Source organism: Clostridium sp. OM05-9 (assembly GCF_003481465.1).
GTDB classification, from domain to species: domain Bacteria; phylum Bacillota; class Clostridia; order Lachnospirales; family Lachnospiraceae; genus Coprococcus; species Coprococcus ammoniilyticus.
On the sequence record NZ_QULF01000001.1, the window covers coordinates 359,728 to 372,795 of the forward strand.

The 13,068-nt window shown below is 41.4% G+C and carries 14 protein-coding genes; all 14 read left to right on the forward strand.

The features are described 5' to 3' along the window. Window positions 1-111 precede the first annotated feature (111 nt). The 14 genes from DXB77_RS01660 (at window position 112) to DXB77_RS01720 (ending at window position 13,068) form a co-directional block, all read left to right on the forward strand. Entirely contained in the window at window positions 112-1,497 is a 1,386-nt protein-coding gene (locus DXB77_RS01660; protein ID WP_117807138.1) for a sugar ABC transporter permease, read from the forward strand. Next, entirely contained in the window at window positions 1,497-2,372 is an 876-nt protein-coding gene (locus tag DXB77_RS01665) for a sugar ABC transporter permease (RefSeq protein WP_008399798.1), read from the forward strand. Before DXB77_RS01660 ends, DXB77_RS01665 begins: the two co-directional genes overlap by 1 nt. A gap of 50 nt (window positions 2,373-2,422) precedes the next feature. Continuing rightward, on the forward strand, window positions 2,423-4,123 hold the full coding sequence (locus DXB77_RS01670) for an extracellular solute-binding protein (protein WP_242997294.1): 1,701 nt from the start codon (window positions 2,423-2,425) through the stop codon (window positions 4,121-4,123). Between the two features lie 36 nt (window positions 4,124-4,159). Further along, complete coding sequence (locus tag DXB77_RS01675) at window positions 4,160-4,756, forward strand: sugar O-acetyltransferase (RefSeq protein WP_117807140.1); 597 nt, start codon at window positions 4,160-4,162, stop codon at window positions 4,754-4,756. 110 nt (window positions 4,757-4,866) lie between these two features. Continuing rightward, window positions 4,867-5,847, forward strand: coding sequence for a diaminopimelate dehydrogenase (locus tag DXB77_RS01680; protein ID WP_117807141.1), 981 nt, complete (start codon window positions 4,867-4,869; stop codon window positions 5,845-5,847). A gap of 16 nt (window positions 5,848-5,863) precedes the next feature. Beyond that, window positions 5,864-6,391, forward strand: coding sequence for a nitroreductase (locus DXB77_RS01685; protein WP_021943348.1), 528 nt, complete (start codon window positions 5,864-5,866; stop codon window positions 6,389-6,391). Window positions 6,392-6,547: 156 nt separating this feature from the next. Further along, window positions 6,548-7,882, forward strand: a complete 1,335-nt coding sequence (locus tag DXB77_RS01690; protein ID WP_117807142.1) for an MATE family efflux transporter — start codon at window positions 6,548-6,550, stop codon at window positions 7,880-7,882. A gap of 62 nt (window positions 7,883-7,944) precedes the next feature. Continuing rightward, window positions 7,945-8,358, forward strand: coding sequence for an EamA family transporter (locus DXB77_RS01695; RefSeq protein WP_021943198.1), 414 nt, complete (start codon window positions 7,945-7,947; stop codon window positions 8,356-8,358). 208 nt (window positions 8,359-8,566) lie between these two features. Further along, complete coding sequence (locus DXB77_RS01700) at window positions 8,567-9,229, forward strand: hypothetical protein (RefSeq protein ID WP_118662632.1); 663 nt, start codon at window positions 8,567-8,569, stop codon at window positions 9,227-9,229. Between the two features lie 284 nt (window positions 9,230-9,513). Beyond that, window positions 9,514-9,993 carry a leucine-rich repeat domain-containing protein gene (locus DXB77_RS13200; protein WP_242995965.1) on the forward strand — a complete coding sequence of 160 codons (480 nt, stop codon included), beginning with the start codon at window positions 9,514-9,516 and terminating at the stop codon, window positions 9,991-9,993. A gap of 44 nt (window positions 9,994-10,037) precedes the next feature. Further along, window positions 10,038-10,754, forward strand: a complete 717-nt coding sequence (locus DXB77_RS13205; RefSeq protein ID WP_242995967.1) for a leucine-rich repeat domain-containing protein — start codon at window positions 10,038-10,040, stop codon at window positions 10,752-10,754. A gap of 146 nt (window positions 10,755-10,900) precedes the next feature. After that, window positions 10,901-11,707: a tRNA threonylcarbamoyladenosine dehydratase gene (locus DXB77_RS01710; RefSeq protein WP_117807144.1), complete on the forward strand. Its 807-nt coding sequence runs from the start codon at window positions 10,901-10,903 to the stop codon at window positions 11,705-11,707. Continuing rightward, entirely contained in the window at window positions 11,670-11,849 is a 180-nt protein-coding gene (locus DXB77_RS01715) for a hypothetical protein (protein WP_181986466.1), read from the forward strand. Before DXB77_RS01710 ends, DXB77_RS01715 begins: the two co-directional genes overlap by 38 nt. Window positions 11,850-11,886: 37 nt before the next feature. Continuing rightward, window positions 11,887-13,068 (forward strand): ABC transporter permease, encoded by a 1,182-nt coding sequence (locus tag DXB77_RS01720; RefSeq protein ID WP_147353796.1) that lies wholly within the window; start codon window positions 11,887-11,889, stop codon window positions 13,066-13,068.

A 13,068-nucleotide genomic window follows, 5' to 3' on the forward strand; every position in this document is an offset into this window, starting at 1 on the left:
AATAAACAGAGCATAAGACGAAGTGTTCCATTTCCACAGGGGTGGTGGAACACTTTATCTTATGAAAGAAACGCAAAAACGTAACATTTACTTTGAGACGGAGGTGTCAGGATGGCTGAAGCGACAGTAAGCAAAAAGAAAAAAATAAGACGAAGTGATTATCCATATACTGTTTTCAAGGCCATGAGAAATGGTGACTGGATCACCAGATTATCGTTCCTGATCATGGGATTCGGAAACATTGTCAGAAAACAGTTTGTAAAAGGTGTATCATTTCTGGTACTTGAAAGCATATTTATTTATTTCATGATAAAAAACGGTGCATCTCTTCTGACCGATTTCTTCCATCTGGGAGGAGCAGAACAGGAGAAGGTGTGGAATGATGCAAAAGGCATATTTGAATATACACAGGGTGACAATTCTCTTTTGATGTTATTATATGGAGTAGCCACGGTATTTATCATATTTGCATTTGTATGCCTCTGGGTAGTCAGTGTCGAGAGCGCATATCGTGCACAGTGCCTGCATGATGCAGGGAAGAAAGTTCCGGGATTCACAGATGATATTAAGAGTTTATTTGATAAAAACCTTCATATGTTTCTGCTTCCACTTCCGGTACTCGGGATTGTTGTTTTTACGATCCTTCCGCTCGTATTCATGATCTGTATGGCATTTACAAATTACAGTAAGCTGGATTCTCATACAGTATTGTTTAACTGGGTAGGACTGAAAAACTTTGCCAAGATTTTGAATTTTAATGACGCAGTCGGAAGTACATTCTGGTCTGTTCTTGGGTGGACACTAGTATGGGCGGTTGCTGCGACATTTACCAACTATATCTTCGGTATGATCCTTGCAATGGTCATCAATCGAAAGGGAACAAGATGTAAGGGTGTGTGGAGGTCGATCTTCATGTTATCCGCAGCCGTTCCACAGTTTGTATCCCTGCTTTTGATGCGTACGATCTTCAGTCAGAATGGTATCGTAAATACCTTATTACTGAATCATCATATCATCGACAATGCAATTCCGTTCTGGAGCAACGCAACCATTGCCCGTATCATGGTTATCGTGATCAATATCTGGATCGGTATTCCGTTTACCATTATGCAGGTGACCGGTATCTTACAAAGTATACCGGAAGATATCTATGAGGCCGCAAAAGTAGATGGAGCCGGACCGGTGAAGATCTTCTTTAAGATCACACTTCCATATATGTTATTTGTAACAGCTCCGTATCTGATCACGACCTTTGCAGGTAATATTAATAACTTTAATGTAATCTATCTTCTGTCAAACGGAGCACCGATTCCGGTTGGAAAGACAGCAGGAAAGACCGATCTTCTGGTTACCTGGCTCTACAAGCTGACAGTTGATAATCAGTATTATAATCTGGGTGCGGTTATCGGTATCATGACATTTATCGTTCTTGCGATCGTATCTCTGATCACTTATCATAATACAACATCTTATAAAGACGAGGAGGGATTCCAGTAATGACTAAAACAGGTAAGAAAATAAATGGAAAACAGAAGCTTACACCATCGGATATCGTTGTTCATATTATACTGGTAATTCTTTCCGTGATCTGGGTGATCCCGATTCTGTGGATCGTTCTGATCAGCTTCCGTGGAGAAAAAGGACAGTATGTTTCTACATTGCTGCCAAAGGCGTATACTCTTGGCAATTACACAAAGTTATTTACAGATACTGGTATCCTGAATTTTCCGAAGATGTTCATGAATACTTTGATTATTGCGATCTTCTCCTGTATAATATCTACAGTATTTGTATTGGCGATGTCATACTGTATGTCGAGAATGCGTTTCCGACTGAGACGCCCATTTATGAATGTAGCATTGATCCTTGGTATGTTCCCGGGATTCATGGCTATGATCGCAGTTTATTATATCTTAAAGGCGATCGGACTGTCAGAAGGATCCTTGATCCGTGTTGCACTTATCCTGGTTTATTCCGGTGGTGCAGGCTTACAGTTCTATATTGCAAAAGGCTTCTTTGATACGATTCCGAAGTCGATCGAGGAAGCAGCTTATCTGGACGGAGCAACCAGATGGCAGTCGTTTACTAAGATCATTATTCCGTTAAGCCGTCCGATCATTGTATATACGGTTCTGAATTCCTTTCTTGCTCCTTGGATTGATTTCGTATTTGCAAAGGTTATCTGCCGTGCAAATAAGGATTACTATACCGTATCTATCGGACTTTGGAATATGTTAGAGAAAGAATATGTGTATCCGTGGTTCAATTCCTTTGCAGCCGGTGCGGTGCTGATCTCAATTCCGATCATCATTCTGTTCATGTTTATGCAGAAGTGTTATCGTGAGAGCTTCTCCGGTGGTGTAAAAGGTTAAGGGATCATATGATTATTTGCTTATAGTTTGGTTGAAACAGAGGAATGTATATGATTACAGGTTCGTATTTAAAAAAGATTATTTCATGTGTGCTGATTATAAATTTATTGATCTTATGTGGATGCGGTGATTCCGGGGCTACCCCCTCCACCCGGGAGAATGCAGAGACAAAAGAAGAATATGAAGCTGCGTTATATACAGCCCGCACGACACCTTACGGAAAATATCCGGAACAGCTTACCTACACACTGGGTAAGCTGTCCGGAGCAAATAATTCCAATCTCCCGGATGGCGAGACGTATGAAAATAATGCTTATACAAGGCTGTTGAATGAAAGGCTAAATGTTCAAAACCAGGATGTGTTTGAGGCTATGGATGAGCAATATACCGATAGTGTGACCATGGTGATCGCACAGAATGATCTTCCGGATGTGATGATCGTGGAGGATCTGGATGAGCTTCAGTATCTGGTGGATAATGATATGATCGCAGATCTGACAGACAGCTATAATAACTGTATGAGCGATACGATCAAGAATATATATGGAAGCTATGGTCGGGATATCCTTGATGTTGTAACCTTTGGCGGGAAGATCATGGCGATACCGGAAACGAATATCTCAGACGGACCGAATCTGATCTGGCTTCGTAAGGATTGGATGGATGCACTTGGGCTGTCCGCACCGAGAACACTCTCGGATGTAGAAGAGATCATAAGACAATTTAAAGAAAAAGATCCCGGACATAATGGGGCAGGAAATACCGTAGGGCTTGTATGTGATACCAGTCTCTGCGGCGGTTGTGGTTATAGCAGCGAATACACATTAGATATTATATTTGCTGCATATGGTGCATTTCCGAAACAGTGGATTTATGATGAGGACGGCAATGTTGTCTATGGTTCGGTTCAGCCGGAGGCGAAAGAGGCACTTGCCCATATCCATGAGTTGTATAAAGAGGGAATTCTGGATCAGGATTTTCTGATGCGGACGAGCAGTAACCTGATCGAGCTGATCGTGGATGGTCAATGCGGTTCTTTCTTTGGCCCTTGGTGGGCGCCGAATAATCCACTGATGCAGGCAGTGGAACAGAATAAAGATGCCGAGTGGCAGCCTTATCTGATCGCAACAGAGGAATCCGGACTTACCAGTTATCATACACAGAATCCTTCCAGTAAGTATATTGTAGTGCGTAAGGGTTATGAATATCCGGAGATTGCATGTAAGATTGTTAGTGTATTATTTGACTATTTGCGGTATAATGACAGAGACAATCAGGAGATTGTCGATTATTATAAAGAAAATGTAGACCCTACCGCCAGACCGTTTGCGATTAATGTAGATTACAACAATGCTTTGCAGATCTGCTATGGAGAATTGAATCATGTATTTGCGGGGGACAAATCCGCAGATGATCTGAACGTACTGGAATATTCCTATTATGAGGCATGCGAATCCTATCTGAAGGATGCGGAGAATGCCAGTGCGGAAGATTGGGCGGCGTACGCTTCCCGTATCACAGCCTGTAAGATCTTAAACGATGGAAGGACAAACAAAGTAGAGTCGTTATATTTTGGAGAAACGGAAACGATGGTCACAGACTGGTGGAGCCTTGAGAATCTGGAAAGTGACACCTATCTAAAGATTGTAACCGGCGAGAGCTCACTCGATGAATTTGATCGTTTTGTCGAGAATTGGTATCAGAATGGCGGGGAAACGATTACAAAAGAGGTACGGGCTGAGATAGAATAAGAAGTTTCCAATGTTTTTATACGGAGGCATATTAAGATGACAGAAAGAGAAAAAATGATAGCAGGATTCGTTTATGATCCATCTGATGATGAATTAATACAATTAAGACAGAATGCGCATCGGTTGAGTAAGGAGTATAATGACTGCTTTGAGACGGATGAGAAACGCGAGAAGATTCTGGCAGAGCTGATTCCGAATAAGGGTAAGAATGTATATCTTCAGGGACCGGTTCAGTTCGATTACGGCTGCTTTACCGAGATAGGCGAGAACAGTTATGCGAATTTTAATTTTACCTGTCTGGACTGTGCACCTGTTAAGATCGGCTGCAATGTATTTATGGGACCGAATGTTTCTCTGCTGACACCGATGCATCCGTTTCGTTTTCAGGAGCGTAACATTTATAAGAGGGAAGACGGCGTGTATACAGACCGGGAGTATGCGAAGCCGATCACGATCGGAGATAACTGTTGGCTGGCAGGAAATGTAACAGTATGTGGCGGTGTAACGATTGGCAGCGGTTCTGTGATCGGAGCGGGAAGCGTGGTTACGAGAGATATCCCATCGGGAGTACTGGCTGCCGGAAATCCATGCAGAGTCATTCGCGAGATCACGGAGGAAGACTGTTTAAAGTAGAATTATATTGTTGAGAAAAAGAAATGGGAGTCTGTCAATGAAAAAGTTGACAGGCTCTTTTTGAATCATTAAACTGAAAGAAGAGTAATTTTTGTAAAGGAGTATGAAACATGAAAATAGGTATTTTAGGATATGGAAATCTTGGACGAGGTGTTGAGTGTGCGATCAAGCAGAATCCGGATATGGAGCTTGCAGCGGTATTTACCAGACGTGCACCTGAGACAGTATCGATATTAACAGAGGGAGCAGCCGTTTGTTCTGTAAATGATGTGGAGCAGTGGAAGGATAAGATCGATGTTATGATACTCTGCGGCGGCAGTGCTACCGATCTGCCGGAGCAGACACCAAAGTATGCAGAGATGTTCAATGTTGTAGACAGCTTCGATACACATGCAAGAATTCCGGAGCATTTTGCAAATGTAGATGCTGCCGCAAAGAAGAATGGTCATGTCGGCATCATCTCAGTAGGCTGGGATCCGGGTATGTTCTCTTTAAACCGTATGTATGCAAATGCAATCTTACCGGAAGGTCGTGATTATACATTCTGGGGAAAAGGTGTCAGCCAGGGACATTCCGATGCGATCCGTCGTGTAGAGGGTGTTAAGGATGGCAAGCAGTACACGATCCCTGTAGAAGCAGCACTGGAAGCAGTCAGAAATGGTGAGAATCCCGAACTTACAACCAGACAGAAGCACACAAGAGAGTGCTTTGTTGTATTAGAGGATGGTGCCGATCCTGTAAAAGTTGAAGAAACGATCAAGAACATGCCAAACTATTTTGCCGATTATGATACAACGGTTCACTTTATCAGTGAAGAAGAATTAAAGGCAAACCACAGTGGAATTCCTCATGGTGGATTTGTGATCCGTTCCGGTAAGACCGGCTGGAATCTGGAAAATAATCATGTGATCGAATACAGCCTGAAGCTGGATTCCAACCCGGAATTCACATCCTGTGTCATCGTGGCTTATGCAAGAGCAGCATACCGCCTGTACAAAGAAGGACAGAGCGGATGTAAGACCGTGTTCGATATAGCACCGGCGTACTTGAGCGCAAAAGACGGAGCAGAACTCCGCAAGAGCTTGTTGTAATAAGGAGAATTTTAAGATGAGCGTTGTTTTGGATGAGATGAAAACGAGAAGAAGCATCCGGAAGTTCAAACCGGATATGGTTCCGGCGGATGTTCTGGATCAGATCATTGAAGCAGGAACATTTGCTGCAAATGGCAGAGGCTTGCAGTCTCCGATCATTATTGCGGTAACAAATAAAGAGATGCGGGATAAGATCATGGAGATGAACCGTATGATCGGCGGCTGGGAGGAAGGCTTTGATCCATTTTACGGAGCACCTGTTATATTGATCGTACTGGCAGATGCATCCTGTCCGACTGCTGTCTATGACGGAAGCCTGACGATGGGAAATCTGATGCTTGCCGCACATGATCTTGGAATCGGAAGCTGCTGGATCCATCGTGCAAAAGAAGAATTCGAAAGCGAAGAAGGAAAGCAGATCCTTGAAGGCCTTGGAATCACCGGCGACTATATCGGTGTCGGACATTGCGCACTTGGATTTACGGATGGAGCGTATCCTGATGTTATTCCAAGAAAGGATAACAGAGTATACTATATTCGCTAAGCATTTATTGACATTCTGAAAAAATATGGTAGAATAGCCACGAAAACGAATGAAGTGGATTTTTCCGGATAATAAATAAGTCATCTTTTCGCCACACAGCTATAAGTGAAACCATTTATAACTGTGTGGCGTTTTTATGTAGAGAGGGAGAAACATATGAACGAAGAATTTATGAAAGAACGATCGGTGCTGCCGCTGCTTTTGTCAATGGCACTTCCGATGATATTATCGATGTTGGTCAATTCTCTGTACAACATTGTGGACAGCTTTTTTGTAGCGAAGATCAGCGAGGATGCGATGACAGCTCTGTCGCTTGTCTTTCCGATCCAGAATTTTGTAAATGCGGTAGCCATCGGTTTTGGCGTGGGAATCAATGCGGTGATCGCGTTCTATCTCGGCGCAAAGGAACCGGACAAGGCAAATGCAGCAGCGTCAAAGGGTACTCTTCTTTCTGTTGTTCATGGTGTGATCATGACAGTAGTCTGTATCCTGATCATGCCGGGATTTCTGCGGATGTTCACATCGAATGAGACAGTTGTTCAGATGGGAATTCAGTATTCGATGATCGTATTTGCATTTTCTGTTATTATTTCCATTGATCTGTCATTTGAGAAGATCTATCAGGCAGTTGGAAGAATGGTTGTTACAATGGTCGGACTTGGCGGTGGATGCCTGATGAACATTGTATTAGATCCTCTATTGATCTTCGGTATCGGACCATTTCCGAAAATGGGAATCCGGGGTGCTGCACTTGCAACCGGACTTGGACAGGTGTTTACCCTGTTGATCTATCTGTTTGTCTATGTGTTCCGTCCAATATCCGTAAAGATCGGCAGACGATATCTGCATACGGAGGATTATCTGACAGGGAAGTTGTATGCGATTGGTATTCCGGCTATTCTTAATATGGCACTTCCGTCCCTGCTTACGACTGCACTGAATGCGATATTAAGTACCTATTCACAGATCTATGTTGTGATCCTTGGAATCTATTATAAATTGCAGACATTTTTATATCTTCCTGCAAACGGCATGATCCAGGGTATGCGTCCGGTAATTAGCTATAATTACGGAGCGGGAGAGCATAAGCGTGTCCGCAGCATTTATAATATTACACTTACGATCATTGGTCTGATCATGGTATTTGGAACAGTGATCTGTCTGATCTTCCCGGCTAAATTGATCGGAATGTTCTCGGATAATCAGGTAACGATCACGGAGGGCGTGACGGCACTTCGGATCATCTGTGCCGGATTTATTGTTTCTTCGGTATCCGTGACTTCATCCGGTGCATTAGAGGGACTTGGCAAGGGTACGCCATCATTGATGATCTCCCTGCTTCGCTATGTGGTTGTCATCATTCCGGCTGCATTTGTACTCAGTCGTATCTTTGGTGTTGTCGGTGTCTGGAATGCGTTCTGGGTAGCAGAACTGATAACAGCAGTTGCCGCACTTTTCATTTACCGACAGGCAGTTAAGAGAAAAAGTTAAGATTTCATAGATTGCACAGTTGCATGAAAAAGAAGATAATAAAAGAAGAAAGAAGGATTTATATGTGGTTTGTATTTGCATTGTTGTCGTCTGTATTTGCGGCATTGACATCAATTCTTGCAAAGGTAGGTATTGACGGAGTAAATTCGAATCTTGCAACAGCGATCCGAACAGCAGTTGTGCTTGTGATGTCATGGGGCATGGTGTTCCTGACACATACACAGTCCGGAATCAGCGCGATCGGGAAGAAAAGCTGGTTGTTTCTGATCCTATCAGGACTTGCAACCGGAGCATCGTGGTTGTGTTATTATAAAGCACTTCAGATGGGAAATGCATCCAAGGTAGTACCAATTGATAAATTAAGTGTCGTTATTACATTGATTCTTGCATTTGTATTCCTGCACGAAGAATTTACGATGAAGTCGATCATTGGTTGTGTACTGATCGGACTGGGAACTTTGTTGATGGTGTTATAAATAGATTAAGATAAGAGCGCAGGCGGCACAGATAAGGTGTATATTTTAGTAGAAGTCCGGATATGGCAGAAATGCTGTATCCGGATTTTTTATGGTTAAACTTGTTTTCCTTTTTAATATCCATTACAATCAAACTTGGAGAGACGGAGGCAATATACAAAGCTAAAATATGCATGTTATTCTGTTCTGTCGGGAAAGGGGATGGGACATGGATAACGAAATTGTATATTCCTCCAAGGCTACTGATCAGAAAGCACAGTATGATGCCAGTACCAAGCGTCTGCTTGGACAGAAGATCATACTGGCGCATATACTGATCAGGGTAGTAGAAGAATTTAAAGGTATGGATGCAGATACGGTTGCCTCATTGATCGAAGGTGAACCGTATATCAGCCAGATTCCGGTTGAACCCGGACTAACGAACAAAGATATGGTGGATGCCAGAACCGGTGAACGGATTGTCGGGTTGAATACTGAGAATTCTGAGATTGATGAAGGAAAGATATATTTTGATATTATCTTCTATGTACGGATGCGGGATGGACTGGCGAAAATGATCATCAATCTGGAAGCGTCGCAGACAATGACGGCAGAACAGAAATTGAAGCTGATGAAACAGGAGTATGACATACCGGTAGATAGACACAGTATAAGGGAAGAGGTGAAGATCATGTGCAATCTGAGTGAAGGCGTAGAAGAAATGGGATATGTAAAGGGCGAAGCCGCGGGCATAGTCAAAGGTGAAATAATAGGCGAAGCCCGAGGAAAATCGGAGATTATCCTGAAAATGCATAAGAAAGGCTATTCCTTAGAGCAGATCATGGATGTAACCGATATGAGCAAAGCGGAAATTAAGGCAATCATAGGATAAAGACATAAGCAGAACAGATAACATGTATATTTTAGTAGAAATCCAGATATGGCAGAAATGTTGTATCTGGATTTTTTTGTCGAAATTTAAATAATTAAGAAATATTTTGTGAACTATTGACAGTTATTTTTTTTTTATAATGTTTATGCTTTTTTAGAGACATCAAACAAAAAGTGTCAGATACAGATAAAATTGTGTTTAATTGTACCTAGCACTGTTTCTAAAAATGGGAAAAAGCAATGTAACTTATAAAAACAAGGAGCATAAGAGAAAAGGAGAGATGAATGAAAATGATGCAAAAGAAGATAAGAAGCCTGATCTATGCGGGCTTGGGATTGATTTTATGTGTGTTGCTGTGTGGCGGGGGCGGTATGACAGCACAGGCGGAAGAGTCAAAGACATATGGTGATTTTACATATGAAGAAGCTAAGGATGGAATTACTATTACCAAGTATAAAGGTGATAAGAAAAAGGTTGTAATCCCGGATAAGATTAATGGGACAGAGGTAATAAGTATAGGAGATTCTGCATTTTGGAATTGTAGCAGTTTAACCAGCATAACAATACTGGAGGGAGTAACAAGTATAGGAGATTTTGCATTTGATCTTTGCTTAAATCTGACCAGTATAACGTTACCAAATAGCTTAACGTGTATAGGAAGCTATGGATTTGCAACTACTGATCTAACGAGTATCACCATACCTGAAAATGTAAGAAGTATAGGATGCGAGGCTTTTTTTTCATGTGATAAATTAAAAAAGTAGTATTGCCGGAGGGGATAACAAGAATCTCCAGTAAAACATTTGCTATGTGCAGCAATTTAACCAGCATAACGATACCGGATAGTGTAACAAGTATCGGTAAGGGAGTTTTTTTTAGCTGTCCGAAATTAAAATCGGTTGTTATACCAGATAGTGTTATTGAAATTGACGTATTTAAAAAGGGTGAGAATGAGAGTGGATATTGGTGGACAGTTTTTAACCAAAATACTACAGTTATTTGCAATAAAAATTCCGTAGCATATAAATATGCAAAGGAGAATAATATACCAGTTAAATTAATGCCAAAGCCTGCTAAGAAAGGTACAATTCTTACAGTTCCTTCTAAGAAGATTAAAGTAAAGGTAACTTCATCTTCAAAGAAGAATCCAACTGTTGCTGTTATGAAGATCACAAACAAGAAAGCGAAAAAACTTACCATACCATCTACTGTAAAGGTGGGTGGTGTTACCTATAAAGTAACAGCGGTTGCGAGCCAAGCATTCAAGGGTAACAAAAATCTGACAAATATCACGATCGGAAGGGGTATAACGAAGATTGGCAATGAAGCATTCGCCGGTTGCAAGAATCTGAAAAAGATCACAGTCACAGCAGGAAATCTTACAACCATCCGTAAGAGTGCATTCAAGGGCATAAATAAGAAAGCAACCATTACTGTGAAAGGCACAAAGAAAGCAAAGACAGCTTTAAAGAAACAGCTGAAAAAGAAATCCGTCGGATACGTAAAGACGTGGAAGATTAAATAATTAGAAAATAGTTAATGTAAGCAGGATCGGTATTATATGACGTGGTATAATACCGGTCCTTTTTGCCAGAAAATCATTGACAAAGAACCTTTTCAGGCCCTATAATTTTGCCTAGCGTTTTAGTAGGTTATTTAGGAGAGATAGACATGTTAACACAGTTTTCCCGGACAGAATTATTGCTTGGTAAAGAAGCAATGGACAAATTGGCAAATTCAAAAGTAGCGGTATTCGGCGTTGGAGGCGTTGGCGGTTATGTGTGCGAAGCTCTGGCACGGAGCGGTGTCGGTTCCTTTGATCTGATCGACGATGATAAGGTATGCCTGACAAACCTGAACCGCCAGATTATTGCCACCAGAAAGTCTGTGGGGAAATATAAAACAGATGTTATGAAAGAACGGATTCTGGACATAAATCCGGATGCTAAGGTCGAGATGCACAAATGCTTTTTCCTGCCGGAAAATGCAGATGAATTCCCATTTGACTCTTATGATTATGTTGTAGATGCGGTAGATACGGTTACGGCTAAGATTGAGCTGGTGCTCCAGTCACAGAAAAAAGGAGTGCCGATCATCAGCAGTATGGGTGCAGGAAACAAGCTGGATGGCAGTATGTTTCAGGTAGCAGATATTTATAAAACAAGGGTATGTCCGCTTGCAAAGGTTATGCGTCGGGAACTTAAGAAGCGTGGCGTGAAAAAGTTAAAGGTTGTATATTCGGAAGAACAGCCGGTAAGACCACTTGAGGATATGTCGATCAGCTGCAGAACAAATTGCATCTGCCCTCCGGGAGCACAGCATAAATGCACAGAGCGGAGAGATATTCCGGGCAGTGTGGCATTTGTTCCGTCGGTTGCAGGACTGATCATTGCAGGTGAAGTGGTAAAAGATTTGTGCAAAGAAGAAAGGCAGCGTGCATATGAGCATTACAATAGCGGAATTAAAGAATCGAAATAAAGACAGTTACCAGTTGATCGATATTCGGGATGCCATTGAGATCTCTCATGGGGCAGTGCCGGATGCGGTCATGGTTTCGGCAGAAGACATAGAGACAAGCAGCGAGGTGGATAAGGACAAGTTGCTTGTTTTTGTTTTATAGTGATATGAATGAAACACAGATTACAGGAGAAGATGATATGTATAAAATTACAAAAGATAAGCTGACATTTATACTTTTTTTAGTAGGTATGAGTCTGTCCTTGAGTACAATTTTGAATGGATATCAGATTATGAGTAATTGGATTCAAAAATATGAAAGTCAGGATGGTATTTCAAAGTATAACGCTTATATTAATATCTACTCTACCACAGGAGCAACGGAATATAAATTGAATGATATAGAAGAATATCGACAAATACAGGAGATGGCGGTTCGGAGTACAAAAGCAATTCTGGAGCGTATAAGCGATGTTAGTTGTGATGCTGTAATCAGAGGAGATGAGTTTTCGATTGGCAGTTGTGAGGAAGATGCGGATGAAGTGCAGATTGCAGTGGCATATCATGGAAACTGGAACAGATTGCTTGAAAGTGGCAGATATCCAACAATGGAGGAATGGAATTCGGATAACATTTATCTTGTAGTAGGACATGGATGGAAGGATTCAGTAACAGTTTCAAAAGATGGAACGGAATGCTTGTCATTAGATGGAATTGATTGTCAGGTGACTGGGTATCTGGAATCATTTGGAAATGATTCAGATAAAATGATTATTGCGTTTGGCTCGTTAGAAAACTGGACATCGGAATCAGATGTATTTTTGAACCGGATAGCCGATGGAATGACCTATACTTCATCTTCTTATCTGGGAATGACAATCCAGCTTATGGATAAGAGTGTTCCGGTTGCAGAGCAGGCTGATGAATTGATAGAGATATTTGGACAATCAGATAATTATTATGCACAGCTGCTGGATCATTATGAGAGTCAGACAGATGTGTATATCGTTTATAAATTAAAAGCAGCTATTCTGATATTACTGTACATAGTGGGTATTATAAATTGCATAATGATTGCAAGAGTATGGTATGCACGACAGAAAAGAGATTTTGCAATTATGAAAACAGTTGGAATAACAGATAGACGAATCATAGAGTGGCAGTTGGTACGAATCGGGATATTAATGGGAATTTCTATTATTGTTGCAGGATGTTTACAGATTTTCTATTGTCTTGCAATGAAAAAGAAGATGACGTTTGTCTGGAATACATATATTTTGTGGTATTTTATATTTATGATTGGTATTTTGTTGCTGGTATTACTTTTTCCAATCTGCAAGCTGTTAAGACAGCTGGTGCCTGCAAAGGAGGTTAGGGATTAA

Bases quoted from the DNA above. Each gene is read 5' to 3' on its own strand.
- DXB77_RS01670 (WP_242997294.1), top strand. From the start codon at position 2,423: ATGATTACAGGTTCGTATTTAAAAAAGATTATTTCATGTGTGCTGATT.
- DXB77_RS01710 (WP_117807144.1), top strand. From the start codon at position 10,901: ATGTTAACACAGTTTTCCCGGACAGAATTATTGCTTGGTAAAGAAGCA.
- DXB77_RS13205 (WP_242995967.1), top strand. From the start codon at position 10,038: ATGTGCAGCAATTTAACCAGCATAACGATACCGGATAGTGTAACAAGT.
- DXB77_RS01695 (WP_021943198.1), top strand. From the start codon at position 7,945: ATGTGGTTTGTATTTGCATTGTTGTCGTCTGTATTTGCGGCATTGACA.
- DXB77_RS01685 (WP_021943348.1), top strand. From the start codon at position 5,864: ATGAGCGTTGTTTTGGATGAGATGAAAACGAGAAGAAGCATCCGGAAG.
- DXB77_RS01690 (WP_117807142.1), top strand. From the start codon at position 6,548: ATGAACGAAGAATTTATGAAAGAACGATCGGTGCTGCCGCTGCTTTTG.
- DXB77_RS01700 (WP_118662632.1), top strand. From the start codon at position 8,567: ATGGATAACGAAATTGTATATTCCTCCAAGGCTACTGATCAGAAAGCA.
- DXB77_RS01680 (WP_117807141.1), top strand. From the start codon at position 4,867: ATGAAAATAGGTATTTTAGGATATGGAAATCTTGGACGAGGTGTTGAG.
- DXB77_RS01720 (WP_147353796.1), top strand. From the start codon at position 11,887: ATGTATAAAATTACAAAAGATAAGCTGACATTTATACTTTTTTTAGTA.
- DXB77_RS01660 (WP_117807138.1), top strand. From the start codon at position 112: ATGGCTGAAGCGACAGTAAGCAAAAAGAAAAAAATAAGACGAAGTGAT.
- DXB77_RS01665 (WP_008399798.1), top strand. From the start codon at position 1,497: ATGACTAAAACAGGTAAGAAAATAAATGGAAAACAGAAGCTTACACCA.
- DXB77_RS01675 (WP_117807140.1), top strand. From the start codon at position 4,160: ATGACAGAAAGAGAAAAAATGATAGCAGGATTCGTTTATGATCCATCT.
- DXB77_RS13200 (WP_242995965.1), top strand. From the start codon at position 9,514: ATGAAAATGATGCAAAAGAAGATAAGAAGCCTGATCTATGCGGGCTTG.
- DXB77_RS01715 (WP_181986466.1), top strand. From the start codon at position 11,670: ATGAGCATTACAATAGCGGAATTAAAGAATCGAAATAAAGACAGTTAC.